This is a genomic window from Frateuria sp. (genome assembly GCF_035695185.1).
Taxonomy (GTDB): domain Bacteria; phylum Pseudomonadota; class Gammaproteobacteria; order Xanthomonadales; family Rhodanobacteraceae; genus Frateuria_A.
In genome coordinates, this window is sequence record NZ_DASSES010000077.1 from 1 (window position 1) to 20,627 (window position 20,627).

General features: G+C 69.0%; 17 protein-coding genes and 1 riboswitch. Of the genes, 10 read left to right on the forward strand and 7 right to left on the reverse strand.

Translation table 11 applies throughout. The features are described from left to right. Positions 1 to 13: 13 nt before the first annotated feature. Complete coding sequence (gene metX, locus VFH59_RS05320) at positions 14 to 1,027, reverse strand: homoserine O-succinyltransferase MetX (RefSeq protein WP_325163847.1); 1,014 nt, start codon at positions 1,025 to 1,027, stop codon at positions 14 to 16. A gap of 81 nt (positions 1,028 to 1,108) precedes the next feature. Next, positions 1,109 to 1,223: riboswitch (SAM riboswitch) on the reverse strand. 318 nt (positions 1,224 to 1,541) lie between these two features. Here metX and VFH59_RS05325 point away from each other — a divergent pair. Next, positions 1,542 to 2,261 (forward strand): 2OG-Fe dioxygenase family protein, encoded by a 720-nt coding sequence (locus VFH59_RS05325; protein WP_325163848.1) that lies wholly within the window; start codon positions 1,542 to 1,544, stop codon positions 2,259 to 2,261. Beyond that, positions 2,258 to 2,923: a M24 family metallopeptidase gene (locus tag VFH59_RS05330; protein ID WP_325163849.1), complete on the forward strand. Its 666-nt coding sequence runs from the start codon at positions 2,258 to 2,260 to the stop codon at positions 2,921 to 2,923. Before VFH59_RS05325 ends, VFH59_RS05330 begins: the two co-directional genes overlap by 4 nt. Positions 2,924 to 2,980: 57 nt before the next feature. Here VFH59_RS05330 and VFH59_RS05335 read toward each other — a convergent pair whose 3' ends face one another. Both VFH59_RS05335 and VFH59_RS05340 read right to left on the reverse strand, forming a co-directional pair. Then, complete coding sequence (locus VFH59_RS05335; RefSeq protein ID WP_325163850.1) at positions 2,981 to 3,418, reverse strand: hypothetical protein; 438 nt, start codon at positions 3,416 to 3,418, stop codon at positions 2,981 to 2,983. 189 nt (positions 3,419 to 3,607) lie between these two features. After that, positions 3,608 to 3,946 carry a hypothetical protein gene (locus VFH59_RS05340; RefSeq protein ID WP_325163851.1) on the reverse strand — a complete coding sequence of 113 codons (339 nt, stop codon included), beginning with the start codon at positions 3,944 to 3,946 and terminating at the stop codon, positions 3,608 to 3,610. Between the two features lie 242 nt (positions 3,947 to 4,188). Between VFH59_RS05340 and VFH59_RS05345 the strand changes: the two genes are divergently transcribed. Both VFH59_RS05345 and VFH59_RS05350 read left to right on the forward strand, forming a co-directional pair. Beyond that, complete coding sequence (locus tag VFH59_RS05345) at positions 4,189 to 5,790, forward strand: peptide chain release factor 3 (RefSeq protein WP_325163852.1); 1,602 nt, start codon at positions 4,189 to 4,191, stop codon at positions 5,788 to 5,790. A gap of 145 nt (positions 5,791 to 5,935) precedes the next feature. After that, the gene (locus VFH59_RS05350) at positions 5,936 to 6,877 is read left to right on the forward strand and encodes a type II CAAX endopeptidase family protein (protein WP_325163853.1); all 942 of its coding nucleotides are present in this window, start codon (positions 5,936 to 5,938) and stop codon (positions 6,875 to 6,877) included. A 143-nt stretch (positions 6,878 to 7,020) separates the two neighbouring features. Here VFH59_RS05350 and VFH59_RS05355 read toward each other — a convergent pair whose 3' ends face one another. After that, on the reverse strand, positions 7,021 to 9,501 hold the full coding sequence (locus VFH59_RS05355; RefSeq protein WP_325163854.1) for an acyl-CoA dehydrogenase: 2,481 nt from the start codon (positions 9,499 to 9,501) through the stop codon (positions 7,021 to 7,023). A gap of 1 nt (position 9,502) precedes the next feature. Continuing rightward, entirely contained in the window at positions 9,503 to 10,387 is an 885-nt protein-coding gene (locus VFH59_RS05360; protein WP_325163855.1) for an alpha/beta hydrolase, read from the reverse strand. 122 nt (positions 10,388 to 10,509) lie between these two features. On the opposite strand from VFH59_RS05360, the gene VFH59_RS05365 reads away from it, so the two are divergent. From VFH59_RS05365 to VFH59_RS05385, 5 genes are all read left to right on the forward strand, one after another. Further along, complete coding sequence (locus VFH59_RS05365; protein ID WP_325163863.1) at positions 10,510 to 11,088, forward strand: helix-turn-helix domain-containing protein; 579 nt, start codon at positions 10,510 to 10,512, stop codon at positions 11,086 to 11,088. A gap of 126 nt (positions 11,089 to 11,214) precedes the next feature. Continuing rightward, the gene (locus tag VFH59_RS05370) at positions 11,215 to 12,990 is read left to right on the forward strand and encodes a phosphoenolpyruvate carboxykinase (GTP) (protein WP_325163856.1); all 1,776 of its coding nucleotides are present in this window, start codon (positions 11,215 to 11,217) and stop codon (positions 12,988 to 12,990) included. A 197-nt stretch (positions 12,991 to 13,187) separates the two neighbouring features. Beyond that, positions 13,188 to 13,739: an RNA polymerase sigma factor gene (locus VFH59_RS05375; RefSeq protein ID WP_325163857.1), complete on the forward strand. Its 552-nt coding sequence runs from the start codon at positions 13,188 to 13,190 to the stop codon at positions 13,737 to 13,739. After that, the gene (locus VFH59_RS05380) at positions 13,736 to 14,161 is read left to right on the forward strand and encodes a hypothetical protein (protein WP_325163858.1); all 426 of its coding nucleotides are present in this window, start codon (positions 13,736 to 13,738) and stop codon (positions 14,159 to 14,161) included. Before VFH59_RS05375 ends, VFH59_RS05380 begins: the two co-directional genes overlap by 4 nt. Positions 14,162 to 14,183: 22 nt before the next feature. Beyond that, a complete protein-coding gene (locus tag VFH59_RS05385) occupies positions 14,184 to 15,092 on the forward strand; it encodes a DUF4097 family beta strand repeat-containing protein (protein WP_325163859.1) in 909 nt (302 codons plus the stop codon). 268 nt (positions 15,093 to 15,360) lie between these two features. Here the strand turns inward: VFH59_RS05385 and VFH59_RS05390 are convergent, their stop codons facing one another. Beyond that, positions 15,361 to 16,260 carry a hypothetical protein gene (locus VFH59_RS05390; protein ID WP_325163860.1) on the reverse strand — a complete coding sequence of 300 codons (900 nt, stop codon included), beginning with the start codon at positions 16,258 to 16,260 and terminating at the stop codon, positions 15,361 to 15,363. A gap of 266 nt (positions 16,261 to 16,526) precedes the next feature. On the opposite strand from VFH59_RS05390, the gene VFH59_RS05395 reads away from it, so the two are divergent. Then, positions 16,527 to 19,418: an EAL domain-containing protein gene (locus tag VFH59_RS05395; RefSeq protein ID WP_325163861.1), complete on the forward strand. Its 2,892-nt coding sequence runs from the start codon at positions 16,527 to 16,529 to the stop codon at positions 19,416 to 19,418. A gap of 36 nt (positions 19,419 to 19,454) precedes the next feature. Here VFH59_RS05395 and VFH59_RS05400 read toward each other — a convergent pair whose 3' ends face one another. Next, positions 19,455 to 20,354, reverse strand: coding sequence for an Hsp33 family molecular chaperone HslO (locus tag VFH59_RS05400; protein WP_325163862.1), 900 nt, complete (start codon positions 20,352 to 20,354; stop codon positions 19,455 to 19,457). Positions 20,355 to 20,627 lie beyond the last annotated feature (273 nt).

Consider the following 20,627-nt stretch of genomic DNA (forward strand, 5'->3'; position numbering starts at 1 on the left):
ATGCTCCGTGGGTTCAGGCCAGCGCGGCGCGCAGCAGCGGCGCGAGCTGGTGGGTTTCCTTGAGGAAGCCGTCGTGCCCGTAGGGCGACTCGAGGACTTCCAGCGTGGTGGGGCCGTGCAGCCGCCGCTGCAGCTCGCACAGGTCGGCCAACGGCACCAGCAGGTCGGAGGCGAAGCCGACCAGCGTGGCAGGCGTGGGGATGCGCTCGGGCGTGACGTCGTGCAGGTCGATCGATTCGGACAGGGCGAGGAAGCGCTCTGCATCGAAGCGCTCGACGAAACGGCGACCCTGGTGTTCCAGGTAGTCCTCCACCGGCAGGCGGAAACGACCGTCGCGAAACTCCGGTGCGCCGGCGAAGCGGCGGGCGAACTCCTCGCGGCCGCGGTAGGTGGTGACGGCGAGCTGGCGTGCCAGGCCGAGCGCCTCGTCGGCCTGGCCGCTGGCCACGCCCAGACGCACGATGCCGCGTTGCACGCTGCGCTGGGCCGAAGCAAGCGGATGCGGCCGGTGCGCGCCGGCCAGGACTACCAAGCGGTCCAGTGCGCGCGGGTGCCGCGCGGCGAAGGCCAGCGCCACCATGGCGCCATACGAGGCGCCGACGAAGGCGTGCGCGCGATGGATGCCCAGGGCCTCCAGCAACGCGGCCAGCGCGTCGGCCTGGTCCTCGCTGGAGATCGCCTCGACGCCCAGCTCGACCGGCGCCAGCCAGTCAATCGAGAGCACCCGGTAGCGGTCAAGGTCGATCGCCGCACCGGCGTCGACCAGCGCTTGCCACCAGCCGGCGGCCGCGTCGCAAGCGGTCACGTCGCGACTGGCCGAGATTCCGCCCTGCACGATCACGGTCGGCGCATCGGCCGCACCGCACCAGAGATAGCGCACGTCGACCTCGCGCGCGCCCTGGCCGTACTTCGGGGAGAGTGTCAGCCGCCGCGTGCTGCGCTGCGCGGTGAGGCCGCCCATGCGGGCGTCCACACGCGGCGACAGGGCGGCGGACGATGCGGTCAGGGGCAGCGGCTGGGCGGTCATGCGGGGTCTCCGTGGGCATCGCCCGCGGGAACCGGAAAGGTCGCCACCCGTCGCCGACGATCTGACGTCAGCGACGAATCACGCCCATCTCTCGGCGGCGACCAGCGCCCCGCAGGAATTGGCACCGTCGCGGGAACGCTTCCCGCAGGTTGCCCCGGCATCAAAGGGCCTATCCCTCCGCCGGTCTCGATGAGTGAGAGGATTCTGGCGCTGTAGAATGTTTGTGTCAATAGACGTATAGACGTCTGGATGTCTTTTTATCCTAAAGACGAAGGCGCAAATTATGCCCGCTGTGGGGATGGGACCGGAGTGAGGGAGCCACTTGCGACAGACCAGCTACAGCGCAAAAAAGAGAGCGCCCCACCATACGAACAGCTTCCCCGCGGGCCCGGCCCCTCACCGGAACCCTCCCCCTGCAGAGGAGAGGGCTCGAGATCGGGGAGAGTGGTCGAGATCGGCGGAGTGGGCCCGGGATCGGGCGTATGCTGATGCCCCCTCCCCGCCCACACCAACCATGAGCCTCGTACTCCCCGCGCTGCACGAACAGCTCCGCCAGGACGGCTTCGCCTTCGTTGCCGCCGGCACCATGCAGGAACTGCTCGGCGCGGGCTCCCTGCCCGACTGGGCAGTTTTCGCCGCCAGCTGGAACGAGCTGGCGCCCGACACCTACCTCGCCTCGGTGGGCCGCCACCGGCGCCGCCGCCACGCGGTGTTCTCGGCCGATGCCGAGGGCATCCGCCGCCTGGCGCACCAGCCGCATTACCAGAGCAAGACCTACAACACGCTGCAGGGCGATATCCGGCGCTGGTTCGAGCCAGTCACGGCCGAGGGTCCCAGCCTCCGTCGCATCCTCGACTTCTGCCACGGCTTCTTCGGGGCGCTTGCACCGCTGGTGACGCATTGGCACGTGGAGGTGCACCAGTTCCGCATCGAGGCGCGCGCCGATCAGGCAGGGGAGCCGACGCCCGAGGGCGTCCATCGCGACGGGGTGGACTATGTGCTCGTACTGCTGGTCGGCCGTACCAACATCGAAAGCGGCACCACCACCATCCACGCCGCGGACGGCCATCTGCTCGGCAGCTTCACGCTCACCCGCCCGTTCGACGCGGCGCTGGTGGACGATGCCCGGGTGTTCCACGGCGTCACGGGGGTCACGCCGGTCGATCCCACGCAGCCGGCGCACCGCGACGTGCTGGTGGTCACCTTCCGGGCCGTCACGGAAAGTGACGCGTGAACCGCGAGGCGGTGGGCAGGCGCTATGACGGCGTATTGATGCAACGCGCCCGCGAGCGCAGCTGGGTGGTGCTGCACGAGATCCGCCAGCGGCTACGGCCCGGCATCGGCGAGGACGAGGCCAAAGCGGTGGCGGGCGAGATTTTCCTGCGGCATGGCGTCGAGCGTCTTTGGCACCCGCCGATCATCCGCATCGGCGCCAACACTACGCTCACCTACCGCCAGCGCTCGAACCCGGACGTCCGGCTCGGCGAGGAGGACATCTGCTTCATCGACCTGGGACTGGTTTTCGACGGTCACGAGGGCGACGTGGGCGACACCTTCGCCATCGGCGCGGCACCCCGCTACGCCGCCTGTGCCGAGGCCGCCCGCACGCTGTTCGGCGAAGTGGCCGGCGCCTGGCGCAACCAGGGCCTGAGTGGCCGCGCACTGTACGGGTTCGCGGCCGAGCGGGCGCAAGCCATGGGCTGGCGCTTCAACCACGCCATCAAGGGGCACCGCCTCGGCGACTATCCGCACGCGGTGCACAAGGCCGGCGACCTGGGAACGCTGGAGGACACGCCCTCGGCAGGCCTGTGGGTCCTGGAGATCCAGATCGCCCATCCGACCGAGCCCTTCGGCGCGTTCTACGAGGATTTGCTGGGAGAAGATCCGGGCCGGTGAATGGAAGGCCCCTGCCGTGGGGCCAGGGGCCTCCCGGGCGATGCCGCCTTAACCGCGCTACTTCAGGATCAGTTCGCGGATCAGCTGGCTGCCGAGCAGCTCGCGCATCGACTCGCGATCCATCGCCGCCTTGTCCTGCGCCTCCCGCGAACCCATCACCTTTGCAAGGACTGCATCGGCCTCGTCGGTACGATCGAGCGCCGCCATGTTCGGATAGGTCACTGCCAGGATCAGGTCGGCGTCCTGCGGCGTCCTCGGCTGCGCCTCGTAGACCGAATAGCCGGTGATGAGCCCGGCCTTCTTGCTGGCCTCCATCGCAGCCTTGTAGGGCCCGTCGAGGTATTTCATGTAGTTGTTGAACTGGCCGGGCTTGATCTTGATGAAGCTGACTTCCCGGACCGGCCCTTCCCTGTATGGCCTGGCGTCCTGGGCAAGGGTCGAGCCCGTCACCGCGAACAGCATCAACGACGCGAACAGGATGGCGACACGTTTCATGATCCACCTCCTTTGGCAGCGCGCGCACATGCGACGCGCGCGTGACGCTACGCCCGCCAACGGTGGTGTGCGTGTGAACAACGCCTGGCGCGCGGCACCGGCCAGGGCAAGTGGAGGGCTCCGGGACGGCGACCAGGGATGTCGCGCACAGGCCACATCCCTGCATGTCGCCGCGCACTACGCCTCAGGTCACTTGATGTTCTTCGCGCAGGCGTCGTGCATCTTCGTGCGCCAGGCTTCGGCGCTGTCGTTGCTCGCGTAGATCCTGTCGAGCATGGCCCGCGTCCCGGCATCGGGGCGGTTGCCCAGCGTGCCGATGAAATGGTTCTCGGTCACATGGTTGTCGCGCGCGGCAGCTGCGCTGCCGGCCAGCATCGCAAGATTTTCGCAACGGTTTTTCTGGGTGCCGGGGGTCGCCGGCGAAACGACCGGGGGGACCACGTTCTGATGCACGGACTGGGCGGCGCACGGGCCGGCCAACAGCAAGGCGGCAGCGAGCGTTGAGGCAACGATCTTCGGGCTATCCATGGCTTTGCTCCTTGGGTTGGAAGCAGCGTCCCCTCCTATCGATGCGGCCGTCCGTGTTGGGCGGGAAATGGCCGAGGCGATCCGCAGAAGAAGGTGGCGACGCCGTGCTCGATCGCGAGCCAGCCAGACGCTACGACGCGTCACCCGTCACGTCAAACGCACCGGAGCGACCGCCTTTGCGGGCGAGCCGCTCCTCGCAAACAGCCTATAATGGGCGGTTCGCACCCGAGTTCCGCCGCCGCATGTCCACGCACCTGTCCGAAACCCGCCGCCGCCGCACCTTCGCCATCGTCAGCCACCCTGACGCGGGCAAGACCACGCTGACCGAAAAGCTGCTGCTGTTCGGCGGCGCGATCCAGATGGCCGGTTCGGTCAAGGGCCGCAAGGCCGCGCGCCACGCGACCTCGGACTGGATGGCGCTGGAGAAGGAGCGCGGCATCTCGGTGACCTCCTCGGTGATGCAGTTCCCCTACGAGGGCAAGATCGTCAACCTGCTCGACACCCCGGGCCACGCGGACTTCTCCGAGGACACCTACCGCGTGCTCACCGCCGTGGACTCGGCGCTGATGGTGATCGACTGCGCCAAGGGCGTGGAGGAACGCACCATCAAGCTGATGGAGGTGTGCCGCCTGCGCGACACGCCGATCATGACCTTCATCAACAAGCTCGACCGCGAGGGCCGCTCGCCGATCGAGCTGCTCGACGAGGTCGAGTCGGTGCTGGGCATCGCCTGCACCCCGGTGACCTGGCCGATCGGCATGGGCAAGCGCCTGAAGGGCGTCTACCACCTGCTGCTGGACGAGGTGCACGTCTACGAGCCGGGCAAGAACTTCACCCGGCAGGACTCGACCATCTTCAAGGGACTGGACGCACCGGGCCTGGAGGCCGCGGTCGGCGCCGAGATGCTCGCCGAGCTGCGCGACGAACTGGAGCTCGTGCAGGGCGCCTCCAACCCGTTCGTGCTGGAGGACTACCTCGCCGGCAAGCTGACCCCCGTGTTCTTCGGCTCCGCGGTGAACAACTTCGGCGTGCAGCTGCTGCTGGACTTCTTCGTGGAGCACGCGCCGAGTCCGCGCCCACGCGGCACCTTGGGGCGTGCGGTGGCGCCCGACGAGGAGAAGCTCACCGGCTTCGTGTTCAAGATCCAGGCCAACATGGACCCCGCACATCGCGACCGCGTCGCATTCATGCGCGTCTGCTCGGGCACCTACTCGGCCGGCATGAAGATGATCCAGACACGCACCGGCAAGGAGGTGCGCATCGCCAACGCGCTGACCTTCATGGCGTCGGACCGCGAGATCGTCGAAAGCGCCTATCCCGGCGACGTGATCGGCCTGCACAATCACGGCACGATCTCGATCGGCGACACCTTCAGCGAGGGCGAGAGCCTCAGCTTCACCGGCATTCCGAACTTCGCGCCGGAACTCTTCCGCCGCGCGCGCCTGCGCGACCCGTTGAAGATGAAGGCGCTGCAGAAGGGGCTGGCCCAGCTGTCCGAGGAAGGCGCGACCCAGTTCTTCCGCCCGCTGATGAGCAACGACCTGGTGCTGGGCGCAGTCGGCGTGCTGCAGTTCGACGTGGTGGCCTACCGCCTGAAGGACGAATACGGCGTGGACGCCTCGTTCGACCCGGTCGGCGTGGCGACCGCGCGCTGGGTGCACTGCGACGACCCGAAAATGCTCGAGGAATTCCGCGAGAAGAACGCGATGAACCTCGGTATCGACGCGGCCGGCGAGCTGGTCTACCTGGCGCCTTCGCGGGTCAACCTGCAGCTGGCGCAGGAGCGCTGGCCAAAGGTGCGCTTCTCGGCCACGCGCGAGCACGCCGCCTCGGTCGAGGTGTGATCGCCGTGTGGAGTGCACCTGCGCGCGACCGTGGGCCTTCCGGTCGCGCGCAGCTGCGCTCACACAGGGGCCGGGGGTGACCTCATCCACTGGGAAGGCAGCCGCGCGCGCTGCTAACGTGCCCTGACCAACCCAGGGGAATCGCATGCACGGCTACCGCCTCGCCTTTGTCACGCCCACCGATGCCCCGCGCTGGCAGCGCTGGCTGGTGTTCTCGCCGGTGGCCCGGCTGGTCTTCTTCACGTTGTTGCTGGTGGTCGCGAGCATGCTGTCCTGGCTCGTTCCGGCCGGGCCGGCGGAAAGCGCGGCTGCCAGGGGCCTGCGTGAGTTCGGCTTCCGTGCCGTGGCACCGCTGCTCGCCTACCTGGCACTGGTCAAGCTGATCGAACGCCGACCGCTGCGCGAACTGGCCTGGCGCCGCCTCGCGCCGGACGGTGCACTCGGCCTGGCCGCCGGCGCACTGCTGTTCAGTGCCGTCGTCGGGGCGCTGTGGCTGCTCGGCAGCTACCACGTCGTCGGCACCAACCCGGATGCGCACTGGGTGCTCGCCGCAATGACCGTGGGCCTGGGCGCGGGCATCGGCGAGGAAATCATCTGCCGCGGGGTGCTCTACCGCATCATCGAAGAAGGCCTCGGCAGCTGGATCGCCTTGCTGGTCTCGGCGCTGTTCTTCGGCGCCGCCCACCTCAGCAATCCAGGCGCCACGCTTTGGGCGGGCCTGGCCATCGCCATCGAGGCCGGCATTCTGCTGGCGCTGATCTACCTGGTTACCCGCTCGCTGTGGGTCTGCATGGGCCTGCACGCGGCGTGGAATTTCATGCAGGGCACCGTTTTCGGCATCCCGGTCTCGGGTACCACGGCGGATGGCTGGCTGGTGTCCACCCGCAGCGGGCCTGACTGGCTGAGTGGCGGGGTGTTCGGCGCGGAGGCCTCGGTGGTCGCGCTGACGCTGTGCACGCTGGCGTCCGCGGTGCTGCTGGTCGCGGCGGTGCGGCGCGGACTCATCGTGCCTCCCTGCTGGCTACGCCGGGAAACCCGACCAGGCCGTGACGCCTTGCCGGTGCCGACGACGACGGTCGATCCCTAGCCAACTGCCCTGCCTTGCCCCCCCTCTCCCCTCCGGAGAGGGGGAGATGCCTGGAATGCCGGCCGGCACGCGAACTTCTCCCGCGAGCCCCGCCCCCCCCGGCCAGCCCTCTCCCCGGGAGAGGGCCCGACATGCGGTATTGCTCAGGCGATGCGCTTCTGCGGCTCGGCTTCGTGCCGGCGATCGGCCCGGGTCACCTTGGCGCCAAGCTCGGACGGGTCGAAGTCGTCGACCGAGATGAACTCGAAAACCCCATCGCGCACGCGCCGCAGCAGCGCCGCCTCGGCCTCGCTGATCACGCCGGCGGCCACGGCCTCGGCGAGCTGGCCTTCGTAATCGTGGGCGTGGAACTGGCCCGCCTTGAGCGCCTTGCCGAACTTGCGCTCGACCGGTTCGGCCGCGACCACGTCCGGCAGCAGGGTGTTCATGCGGCCGATCGTGTTGTTCGGGGTCGGCGTGAGGTAGACCCATTCGGTCAAGCGGTCGCGCGCCTCGCCCGGCGCGGTGAGGATGGCCGCCACACGGCGCCCCAGCCGATCCGACGGCGGCACTTCGCGGCGCCCGAACGGGAACACCAGCACGCGCAGCAGGAATCCGACCGGCTTGACCGGGAAGTTGCGGATCGCGCCATCCAGCGCCATCTGCGTGCGCCACATGCACTCGTGGAAGGCCCAGGCGAGCAGCGGGCGGTCGGCTTCCGGACGGCCGGTGTCCTCGTAGCGCTTGAGCATGGCGCTGGCGATGTAGAGGTAGGACAGCACGTCGCCCAGGCGCGCCGAAAGCTTCTCCTTGAACTTCAGCTTGCCGCCGAGCACGCCCATGAAGACGTCGGCGCACAGCGCCAACGCGGCCGAGTAGCGATCGAGCTTGCGGTAGTAGCGGCGCGTGTAGGCATCGCCCGCGCTCCGGCCGATCGAGGCCCCGGTGACACCCAGCACGAAGCTGCGTACCGCGTTGGAGATGCCGAAGCCGATATGGCCGAACAGCAGGCGGTCGAAAGTGCGCAGCTTCTCGCCGTAGTCGGCGATCGAAAGCGCCTGCATCTCCTTCAGCACATAGGGATGGCAGCGAATCGCACCCTGGCCGAAGATCATCAGGCTGCGCGTCATGATGTTGGCGCCCTCGACGGTGATCGCGATCGGCACGCTCTCCCAGCCGCGGCCGGCGTAGTTCTTCGGGCCCAGCTGCACCGCCTTGCCGCCATGCACGTCCATCGTGTCGCTGGCGACCTGGCGCGCCGATTCGGTGGCGTGGTACTTGGCGATCGCCGAAGTCACGGCGGGCTTCTCGCCGCGGTCGACCGCCGCGGCAGTGGCGCGCGAGAGCGCCGCGGTCGCGTAGGTCAAACCGCCGATCCGCGCGAGCGCTTCCTCCACGCCCTCGAAGCGGGCGATCGCCAGGCCGAACTGCTTGCGCATGCGCGCGTAGGCGCCGGTCGCCGCCGCCGAGGCGCGCATGGCGCCGGTGGCGTTGGACGGCAGCGAGATGGCGCGACCCACCGACAGCACCTCGACCAGCATGCGCCAGCCCTGGCCAGCCATGTGCGGGCCGCCGATGATGGTCGACAGCGGCGCGAACACGTCCTTGCCGTGGATCGGTCCGTTCTGGAACGGGATGTTGAGCGGAAAGTGGCGGCGGCCGATCTCGAGCCCCGGGGTCGAGCGCGGCAACAGTGCCAGCGTGATCCCCAGGTCTTCGGTCTCGCCCAGCAGGTGCTCGGGGTCGTACAGGCGGAAAGCCAGGCCGATCACCGTGGCGATCGGGGCGAGCGTGATGTAGCGCTTGTCGAAGGTCAGTTTCACGCCCAGCGTCTCGACACCGTCGACCAGCTGCCTGCAGACGATGCCGTAGTCGGGAATCGAGGTCGCGTCGGAGCCCGCGTACGGACCGGTCAGCGCAAAGCAGGGGATCTCCTCGCCCACCGCCAGGCGCGGCAGGTAGTGGTTCTTCTGCTCCTCCGAACCGTAGTGCAGCAGCAGCTCGGCCGGCCCGAGCGAGTTGGGCACGGCGACCGTGGAGGCCACCGTGGCCGACATGGTGGCGAGCTTCTGCAGCACGGCCGAGTGCGCGAGCGCGGAGAACTGCAGGCCGCCGTACTGCTTTGGAATGATCATCCCGAAGAACCTGTTCTTCTTGATGAACTCCCAGATCTCCGGTGGCAGGTCCCCCAGTTCGTGGGTGATCTGCCAGTCATCGATCATGCTGCAGAGCTGCTCGACCGGGCCGTCCAGGAAGGCCTGCTCCTCGGTGCTCAGCTCCGGCTTCGGCTGCCTGAGCAATTGCCTCCAATCCGGCATGCCGGAGAACAGCTCACCCTCGAAGCCGACCGTACCGGCCTCCAGCGCGGTCTGTTCGGTGGCCGAGAGCGCGGGCGTGGCGCGGGCGAACAGCTTGAGTAGGGGCGCGCTGATCTTGCGCCGACGGAACGCCGGCATCAGCAGCGGGACGGCGATCAGCAGCTCGATGAGGAGCAGCACGGTCATCGTCACCCAGGCGCCAGTCAGCACGCCTGCCACCAGCGTGGCCGCCACCGTGGCGATGGCCCAGGTGCGCAGGCTCGTGCGGTGGTAGGCGCAGGCGCCGGTCGCGACGATCGCGGCCAGCAGGGTCAGCAACACGGACATGTCAATGCACCTCTTGCGGTATGGCAGGACGACGCGTGGCGCCGCCCCGGTCTGGATCTTCGATGAAGGCAACGATTTCCCGCGTAAACGCATCGTTGGCGTCGCCGGCGAGCATGTGCGTGGCACCAGGCACCTGGACGTGGTGCGCGTGCGGCACCAGCCGCAGGAACTCGGCCACGGTGTCGCGCGAGACCACGTCGCTGCGTTCGCCCGAAAGCAGCAGCACCGGCACGTCCACGCGTGCGGCCGCGGCCAGCAGGCGCGGCTGGTAGCGTTCGCTCTCGTTGACCACGCCGGCGAGCAGTGCCGGGTCCCAGTGCCAGCGCAGACGGCCATCCGCGCCTTCGCGCAGCAGTGGCCGGAGCTGCTCCTCGCTCTTGCGTCCTCGCCGTTGCGGCAGGTACGCCGCAACCTGCTCGGCCGCTTCGGCGTAATCGGTGAATCCGTCGGGGTGCGCCTGCATGAAGGCCAGGATGCGTTCCACGCCCGCCGTCTCCCAGCGCGGCGTGATGTCCACCAGCACCAGCGCGCGGAACGGCGCCGGGCGCGCCTCGCCGGCCAGCACCAGGCCCAGCAGGCCACCCATCGAGGCACCGACCAGTACCGGCGGTTCGGGCTGGGCCTGCGCCAGGGCGTACAGGTCGCCGGCGAACTGGTCCATGTGGTAATCACCGTCGGCCAGCCGGCCACTCTCGCCGTGGCCGCGGCTGTCGAAGCTCACGCAACGGCACCCCCGTGCCGCCAGCGCGTCGGCGGCGCCATTCCAGGCTCCCCTGGTCTGTCCGAAGCCGTGTGCGAACAACAGCGTGGGCGAGCCGGCCGGGTGGCGCGTTTCCACGGCGAGGGACACGCCGTCGGCAGCGTCGAAGTGGGTAAGCTGAACCATACGCACGAGTATGGTTTGGCCGTGGCGCGAGGTCAACTGTCCGCGAGCAGCTCCCCAGGAGGGAGGGCGCCCCTGCCGTGCCCGCCTGTCGCCTGGCCGCCCACAAGCGCTACCATGCGCGGATGAACGCCAGCAGCAAGTCCGAACGCACCCGCCTGTCCGCCGAGAACTGGGAGGACGCCGCCCTGGACCTGATCGCCGAACAGGGCGTCGGAGCATTGGCGGTGGAAGGGCTGGCGCGCCGGCTGGGCGTGACCAAGGGCAGCTTCTACTGGCATTTCCGTACCCGCGAGGCGCTGTTGCAGGCGGCGCTGGAACGCTGGGAACAGTATGGCGAGCGTGAAGTCATCGCCCAGATCGAGGCGATCGCCGATCCACGCGAGCGGCTGCCGGAACTGTTCCGCCGGGTGGCCCACGAGTTGCGGCCCCACCGCGTCTACGCGGCCTTGCTCAAGGCGCTGGACCACCCGCTGGTGGTGCCGGTGATGGCGCGCGTGTCACAGCGGCGTACCGAGTTCCTCGCCACCGCCTTCCGCCAGGCCGGCCTGTCCGCCCCGGAGGCACTCAACCGCGCGCGGCTGACCTACGCCGCCTACGTCGGCTTCCTGCAGCTCAATTTCACGCTTGGCCTCCCGCGTATCAGCCACGAGGACTTCGACGCCTACGTGGAACACATGATCGCGACATTGATTCCGGCCTGATAAGCCCTTCAGGGGCGGGGTCACGCGCGTCTGCGCGCGCCTTTTGCTGCACTCAACCTTGCAATACCAGTGCACGCAAACTAGCGTTCCGGAACCGTTTTTTCCTAAGACCTTGAAGAGGACATCATGGCCAGCAAGCTGGAAGCGCTCGAGCGCTGGGTGAACGAAGTGGCGGCGCGCACGCGACCGGCGCAGATCCATTGGTGCGACGGCTCGGAGGCCGAGTACCAGCAGCTGGTCAAGGAGATGCTGGCCGACGGCACCCTGATCGAGCTCAACCAGGACACCCATCCCGGCTGCTACCTGCACCGCTCCAACCCGTCCGACGTGGCGCGGGTGGAGCACCTGACCTTCGTCTGCCACAGGAACCAGGAAGACGCCGGCCCGAACAACCACTGGATGGACCCGGCCGAGGCGCACGCCAGTATCGACGCGCTGTTCGACGGCTGCATGGAAGGCCGCACCATGTACGTGATCCCGTACTGCATGGGCCCGATCGACTCGCCCCTGTCGCGCTGCGGCGTGGAGATCACCGACAGCCCGTACGTGGTCGCCAACATGCGCATCATGACCCGCATGGGCAAGGCCGCCCAGGAGCGCATCGAGCGCGAAGGCACGTTCGTCAAGGGCCTGCACTCGACCGGCGAACTCGATCCCGAGCGCCGCTTCATCATGCACTTCCCGGAGGAGCGCACGATCAAGTCCTATGGTTCGGGCTACGGCGGCAATGCATTGCTGGGCAAGAAGTGCCACGCCCTGCGCATCGCCTCCAACCAGGCCCGCGACGAGGGCTGGCTGGCCGAACACATGCTGATCGTCGGGCTGGAGAATCCCAGGGGCGAGACCCATTACGTGGCCGCCGCCTTCCCCTCCGCCTGCGGCAAGACCAACCTGGCCATGCTGATCCCGCCCGAGGGCTACAGCCGCGACGGCTGGAAGGTCTGGACGGTGGGCGACGACATCTGCTGGATGCGCCCGGGCGCGGACGGCCGCCTGTACGCGATCAACCCGGAAGCCGGTTTCTTCGGCGTCGCGCCGGGCACCAGCAACGACACCAACCCGAACGCGCTCAAGAGCATCTCCCGCGACACCATCTTCACCAACGTCGCGGTCACGGCCGACAACCAGCCCTGGTGGGAGGGCCTCCCGGGGACGCCCGTGACCGACTGGCAGGGCCGCCCCTACGACCCGGCCAACGGTCCGGCTGCGCATCCGAACTCGCGCTTCACGGTCAGTGCAAGGCAGTGCCCGACCTGGTCGGAGAAGGCCGAGGACGCGCAGGGCGTACCGATCAGCGCGATCGTGTTCGGCGGTCGCCGCCCCTCGTTGCTGCCGCTGGTGATGGAGGCGCGCGACTGGACACACGGCGTGCTGATGGGGGCGGCGATGGGCTCGGAGACCACCGCCGCTGCCACCGGCGCGGTCGGCGTGCTGCGTCGCGACTCGATGGCGATGAAGCCGTTCTGCGGCTACCACTACGGTGACTACTTCGCGCACTGGCTGTCGTTCGACAAGCCGGGCATGAAGCTGCCGAAGATCTTCCACGTCAACTGGTTCCGCAAGGGCAAGGACGGCAAGTTCCTGTGGCCGGGCTTCGGCGAGAACCTGCGTGTGCTGGAGTGGATGATCGATCGCGTCGACGGCAGGGCACGCGGCGTGGAGACGCCGATCGGCATCCTGCCGACGGAAGGCGAACTCAAGCTCGACGGCCTCGACCTGCCACGCGAGTCCACCAGCGAGTTGCTCGGCATCGACACCGCCGGCTGGCAGGCCGAGCTCGATGCGATTGGCGGGTACCTGGACAGCTTCGCCCCGCGCATGCCCGAACGCCTGCGCCAGGAACAGCAGCGCGTGGCCAGCGCCCTGGCCGCCGACACCGCGCCCCGCGCCGCCACGGCCTGAGGCTTGTGGCCCCTCTCTCCGCCGGGGAGAGGGGCCACGGCGCCCTCCTCGCGCGGACCATGCATCGCGGTGTCCCTGCCCGCCGGGGATGCCGGGGGACGAACCCCCGACAATCGGCTGTGGCGTTAAACGCTCCGCCGCCCTGACGCATCCAAGCTGGCAAGATGGATGCCGCCTGCCTCGCCACCGGAAGCCCGATGCCCCCACCGCCCGTTGCGTGGTCCGACGCCGATGACGCGCGCGCCGCGGCCCGGGGCGATCGCCAGGCGTTCCAGCGGCTGTACCGCCAGCATGTCGACCGCGTCTATGGCGCGGTGTACCGGCTGGCCGGCTACGACCATGCCCGCGCCGAAGACCTGACCCAGGACGCCTTCGTGCGAGCCTGGCAGAAGCTGGCCGATTTCCGCCACGAAAGCGCCTTCGGCACCTGGCTCTACCGGCTGGCGGTGAACGTGGCACTGATGGACATCCGCTCGCGGGGCGCCCAGCCCGTAGGCTTCGTCGGCGAGGAGGACCTGCCCGATCCCGGCGAGGTGCCCTTCTGTGCGGCCGAGCGCGAAGAGCTGGAGCGAGCCATCGCGAAACTGCCGCCCCGCGCACGCGCGGTGCTGGTACTGCACGATGTGGAAGGCTGGCGCCACGAGGAAATCGCCAGCGAACTGGACATGGCCGTCGGTACGTCCAAGGCGCAACTGCACCGTGCCCGCGGCCTGCTGCGCCGGATGCTCGAACCCGGAGAGCCCTCATGAACGAATTCGAATGGCGTCGCCAGCTGCGCGAGTTGCGCGCGCCGGTCGTACCGCCCCACGACCTGTGGGCGCGCATCGACGCCGCGCTGGAGCCGGCTGAGCCGGCACGCACCAGCGCCCGCCCGGGCTGGTTGCTCGCCGCCAGCTTCGCCGGGTTGAGCCTGCTGGCGGTGGGTCTGAGCCTGCGCCAGGGCGCCGTGATCGCGCCGCAGCAGGGCAGCACCGCCACGGCAGCTACCCAGGCGCCATGGAAGCCGGACGACCCGCGCCTGGCCGGTGCCGCCGTCGAGCTCGATGCCGCGCGCCTGGAACTCAGGCAGGCGCTGGAACAGGCCCCCCATTCGGCGGGACTGCAGCGACTCCTGTCGCGCACCCACCAGCAGCAATCGCGACTGCGCCAGCTCGACCAGCAGGCAGGCTGAAACCCCTTTCGAGGAACCATCCATGAAGACCGTACGCTTTCTCCCTCTGCTGCTCGCCCTGTGCATCGGCCAGGCGCTGGCCGATACGCCGATCAACCTGCAACACGCAGCCAGCCCCAACGCACGCATCAGCGTGAGCAACGTCAAGGGCCAGGTCACCATCACGGCCTGGGACCGCAACCAGGTGCAGGTCACCGGGACCCTCGGCGAGGGCGCCGCGCCGCTGGCCATCGAGGGCAGCAACGATGACCTGGAGATCAAGGTCAAGCCCAAGGACGACGGCTCGCACGGGTGGTTCAACTGGCACGGCGACAACTCGATGGGCGATACCAGCCTCGAGCTGCATGTGCCCAAGGGCGCTTCGCTGGACGTGGACGTGGTGAGCGCACCGCTCGGCATCGACGGCATGGACGGCGGCAATATCTCGGTCAACTCGGTCAGCGGTCGCGTGCGGATAGACGCCCGCACGCCGGATCTGTCGGTCGAAAGCGTGAGCGGTACCGTGCAGCAATCCGGTCATGCCGAGCGGGCTGACCTGCAGACCGTCAGCGGCGACATCCTCGCCCCTGCTCTGGGCAGCCAAGCCGACCTGCAGACCGTCTCCGGCCGCATCCAGGCCACGGGCGGGCCGTGGCAGAAGTTCAACCTGAGCACCGTCTCGGGCGATGTGCAGCTCAACGGTGGCGTGGCGGGGCATGGCAGCATCGACATCGACAGCATGAGCGGCGACGTGCAGATCATGGTGCCGGCCGACCTGTCCGCATCCATCCACGCCAGCAGCTTCAGCGGCGACCTGCGCAGCGATTTCGGGCAGGCCGTCGAACACGACCATGGTCCCGGGAGCGAGCTCAACGCCGAGGTGGGCGGCAGCAATGGCCGCATCCACGTGGAAACCTTCAGCGGCGACCTGCGGATCCGCAAGAAGGATTGAGCGAAGCGCGCCCCGACCCCGGGCAGGCCCGGCTGGGGCGCGTCCTGCGAGTTTGCGCCGATCGCATCACAGCCGCCCGTGACGTTCTTCCATGGATGGCAGCCGGATGGCGAGGTGGCGCTGACGGGGACGCTGCGTGGCGCTGCGCACCGTCGCATTGACTCATTTTCCCCGACCCGAGCCAGGAAGCGGTTATCCGACTGGACAACAAAAAAGGCCGTCGCATGCGACGGCCTTTTTCCGTTTGCCCCGTTTGCCGGAACCCGCGTTACAGGTCCTGGTGATACTGCACGTACGGCGTGCGCGACTGGTCCGGCTCCGGCCCCGCAGGCGTCGGCACCGACGAACCGGACGACCAGAGGTTCTGCGCACCGATGCTCAGCTCGCCCTGCCAGGGCAGCCGCAGGGTGACGCCCAGGTCGATGCTGCTCCAGCGCTTGTCGCCGTAATAACCACCCGGCAGCGCCGGCTGCATGGTACGGCCGACGAGCGTGCCGCTGAGCGGACCATGGTCGACACCGAAGCTCAGCGCCTTCTGGTCCAGCGTGTTGATGCCCAGGACGTTGCCAGGCAGCAGGCGGATGCGGCCCACGCTTGCGCCGAGGTCGATCCCGCTCTGCCCACCGACCGCCACGCGGCCGCTGGCATTGAGCTGGGCGCTGCTGTCGAAGTCGGGCAGGCCGTTGACGCCCGGCGTGGCACCCGGCAGCACGCGCGGCAGGCGCTTGTCGGGCGTACTGTCGGCGGCCACGCTCAGGCCGACGCTGTAGCGGCCGAGGTTGTAGGTGGCACCGATCTCGCTGCCGACCACACGGGGCCCGTGGGAAATCGCGTTGTGCTCGCTGAGACCCGCGTGGATCTGCAGGTTGGGATCCAGGCCGTACTGGAGGTCGGTCGACCTCACGCTGCCGGCGCCCGCCACGGGGAACGACAACGGCGCATCCCCGAGCGGGCTGGCCCCGGGCGACTGCGCGTCCGCCCGCAGCATGAGCATGCGGCCATCGCGGTCGCGCCACAGGGGCACCGCGACGCCATAGCCCAGATCGACCGCCTTGCCGGGCGCCTGATACAGCCATTGCGACGCCAGCGCGTTCGGGTTCCCGCCCAGCGATTGCCCTGCCGCGGCAAGCGGCATCAGCAAAGTCAGCAGGGGCAACAAGCGGCGCATGAGGTCGGTGATGAGCAGTCGGCAAGTGGCCGGCGGGCGTATGCCAGCCGTTGGGGAAAGTATAGCTCCTTTACGTTTACCTAACACCCCGCCGCAAGCGGCCGGTGCCGCAAACGGTGAACCCAGGCACATATCCCAAGCCGGTAGACCACGAGGTGAAAAAAGGGTTCCCCCGGGATGAAAAACAGGAAAAACGGACTCCGACAAACCCCGCCACCCACGATATAGTCGCGACACGGCCCCGCCACGGAAACTTCCAGACCGCCATGAACCCGGCTCCCCCCAACCGCGAGCCCCCGACGTTCCCGGCCGACCGGGAAGCGCTGCATCGGGCGGTCGAGCGGCTGTTCGGGGCGGCGGATGCCGGCAGCGTGGCAGCCGTCTGCGAGACACTGTTGTCGGATTGGCACGTGCGTGCCCGCTTGGGCTGGCGTCAGCCGGGCAGCGACGACGTGCCCGCCACCGGCCGGCTGGAGTTGGCCGAGGACCCGCAGGGGCTGCGCGTGCTGGTGCTGGAACCGGAAGCGCCGCTGTCCGAGCCGCTCCGCGATCGGCTGGCCTGGTTTGGCCGCCTGGCGGGCACGCGGATGCGCCAGCAGGCCGAGACCGCGCGGCTTTACGAGGCAATCTCCCGCCTGGCGCTGGCCGAACGCCTGCAGCGGGCGCTGTACGCGATCGCCGAACAGGCGGGCACCGAACGCAACATGACGCAGATGATGCGTTCACTGCACGGCATCGTCGGCAGCCTGATGTACGCGGAGAACTTCTACATCGTGCTGTACGACGAGGCCACCGGCAGCGTGCGCTTCCCGTACTACGCCGATGCCGCCGACCGCGATCCGCCCTCGCCCGAGCACAGCGTGCCGCTGGCCGACCTCGAGCACAGCCTGACCTGGAACCTGCTCAAGGGCGGGCGCGCCATGATGGGCTCGATCGAGGAGCTCAACCGCACGGTGCCCGACCGGCTGGTGCTGATCGGCCCCGACTGCGAGCACTGGCTGGGCGTGCCGCTGCTGCGCGAGGGCAAGGTGGTCGGGGGCATCGTCATCCAGAGCTACCGCGCCGACACCCAGTACACCCCCCAGGACCGCGAGCTGCTCTGCTATGTGGCCCAGCACGTGCAGGCGGCGCTGGAGAAGCGCCAGGCGCAGGCCGAGCTCGAGCGACGCGTGACCGACCGCACGGCCGCCCTGCGCGAAGCCAACCGCGTGCTGCGCCAGCAGGTGCTGCAGCGCCAGCGCGGCGAACGGCTGCAGGCGGCGCTGTTCCGCATTGCCGAGCTGGCCAGCACCTCCGAAGGCCTGGATACCTTCTATGCGGCCGTCCACCGGGTCATCGGCGGCCTGCTTTACGCGCGGAACTTCTACATCGCGCTCGTGGACGAGGACAGCGGCCAGCTGACCTTTCCCTACTCGGTCGACGAGGTCGATACCGTGCCGGCGCCGCGCCTGCACGGTCGCGGCGCCACGGAGTACGTGCTGCGCCACGGCAAGCCGCTGCTGGCCGACTCGGCGGAGCTGGAACGCCTGACCGCGCTTGGCGAGATCGAGCGCCAGGGCACGCACTCGCTTTGCTGGCTGGGCGTGCCGCTGGTGTGGGGCGAGAAGGTGATGGGCGTGCTGGCGGTGCAGAGCTACACCCCCGAGCACACCTACAACGAGCGCGACCAGGAGCTGCTCACCTTCGTCAGCTACCACATCGCCAACGCGTTGCAACGCAAGCACACGGCCGAATCGCTCAAGCAGGCCTATGCCGGTCTGGAGCGTCGCGTCACCGAGCGCACCCGCGCGCTGGCGCTGGCCAACCGCGACCTGCGCGAGCAGATCGCCGAGCGCGAGCGCGTCGAGCGCCGGCTCAAGTACGAGACCCTGCACGATTCGCTGACCGGCCTGCCCAACCGCACCCTGCTGCTGCAACGCATGGAACAGGCGCTGGAGCGCTACCGCGCCGATCCCGACGAGGGCGCGTTCGCGGTGCTGTTCATCGACCTGGACCGCTTCAAGGTCATCAACGACTCGGTCGGCCACCTGGTCGGCGACGACCTGCTGTTCCAGGTCGGCGGGCGTATCCGCGCATGCCTGAAGACGCGCGACGTGGTCGCGCGGCTGGGCGGGGACGAGTTCGCCGTGCTGCTCGAAGGCGTCGTCGACCCGGGCACGGCGGTGGCGGTTGCCGAGCGCGTCATCGGCGAGTTGCAGGTGCCGTTCCGGCTGGGCGCCAAGGAGATCTTCACCTCCGCCTCGATCGGCGTGGCGCTGCCCGGCCCGCACTACCAGAAACCGGAGGAATTGCTGCGCGACGCCGACGCGGCCATGTATCGCGCCAAGGACGAAGGGCGGCACCGCGCGGCCGTGTTCGACGATCGCCTGCGTCGCGAGGCGCTGTCGCTGCTGGAACTGGAAAGCGACCTGCGCCGCGGCCTGGCCCGCAACGAGTTCGTGCCGTTCTACCAGCCCATCGTGGCGCTGGAGGATGGCCGCGTGGTCGGCTACGAGGCACTGCTGCGCTGGCACCATCCCGATCGCGGCCTGCTCGCCCCGGGCGAGTTCCTGGTGATCGCCGAGGAAGCCGGCTGCGCCGAAAGCATCGACTGGCAGATCTTCGAGCAGGTCTGTGCGCAGGCGCCGCGGCTGCTCGGCAAGGATGGCTTCGTCAGCATCAACGTCTCCGGCCGCCACTTCCGCCTGCCGGACCTGGATGCGCGCCTGCTCGCGCTGCTGGCCGAGCACGGCCTGCCGCCACGCCAGGTCCGCATCGAGGTCACCGAGCGCGCGTTGCTGGACAACCCGGCGCAGGTCAAGCGGATCCTGGAGAACATGCGCAGCCGCGGCGTGCGCGTGGCACTGGACGATTTCGGCACCGGTTACTCGTCGCTGAGCTACCTGCACCAGTACCCGTTCGAGACGCTCAAGATCGACCGCTCCTTCATCACCGAGCTGCCGCGCGAGGGCGACGCCCAGGGCCTGGCGGTGGTGCGCGCGATCCAGGTGCTGGCCGATTCGCTGAACATGCTGGTGATCGCCGAGGGCATCGAGGAAGAACACCAGCGGCAGGCACTGATGCGCGTCGGCTGCCGCTACGGCCAGGGCTTCCTGTTCGCCCGCCCGCAGCCGATCAGTGTGTGGCTGCCTGCCGACCCGACGCCCGCGGTGGCCTGACCCCCACGAGGGGCGGCTGAGGCCTGCCCTGCGGACCTACTGCGACGTCGTGGAGGTATCCGCGCTCAACCCGCCGCTCAACACGTGCTCGGCATCGATGCGGTCGAAGGTGTAGCGCTGGGCGCAGAACTCGCAGATCACCTCGATCTCGCCATCGCGCGCGGCCAGTGCCGCCTCCACTTCGTCCCGGCCGATCGAACGCAGCATGGATTCCACCCGCTCGCGCGAGCAGCTGCAGCCGAACGCCAGCGGCCGCGGCTCGAACAGCCGCACGGTTTCCTCGTGGTAGAGGCGGTACAGCAACTGCTCCGGCGCGGTGGCCAGCATCTCCTCGCGGCCCAGCGTGCCGGTCAGGTGCAGCACGCGGTCCCAGGCGTCCTCGTCTTCGACGGCACCGTGCCCGCCCTCGCCGGGGAGCTTCTGCAGCATCACGCCCACCGCGTGCTCGCCGTCGGCCGCCAGCAGCAGGCGGGCCGGCAACTGCTCGGACAGGCGGAAGTAGTTCTCCAGGGCGCCCGCCAGGTCCGGCTGGCCGAGCTCGACCAGGCCCTGGTAGCGCTGCCCGCGCTCGGCGTGGCCGATGGTGATCGCCATGATCGCGTCCGGCAACGCCGACAGGTCCAGCGCCGCGGGCAAGGGATCGTTCCAGCGTGCAAGGCCACGCAGGCGGCCCTGGTCGCTGCACTCGGTAAACAGCAGACGCAGCGCACCACTGCTCTTGAGCTCGATCGACAACGCGCCGTCCAGCTTGATGTTCCCCGTCAGCAGCGCGCTGGCGGCCAGGCTCTGGCCGAGCAGTTCGCGCAACGGCTGCGGGTAGTCCGAGCGCCCGGCGACCTCGCGCCAGGCTGCGCCCAGCCGCACCAGCACGCCGCGCACACCGGCGCGCTCGAGCACGAAGCGATGCAGCACGTCCTCGACAAGCACGTTTTCCACAGCAGATGACCTCGACACGGTGAATCGGGTGAAGTGGGGGCGGGGCCGGCTCGGGACAATGGGCCGCTTATACTCTCCGGGATTGCCGCCCAAGGTCGACGCCACGACGATGCCACCACCGCGCACCGCCCTCCGCCGCCTGCTGCGCCTGCTCGCCATGCTGGCGGTGTCGTGGCTGGCGCTGTCCTGGCTGGTGGTGCTGGTGCTGCGCTTCGTGCCGCCTTGGACCTCCGCGGTGATGATGGAGCGCCGCGTGGGGGCATGGCTGCATGG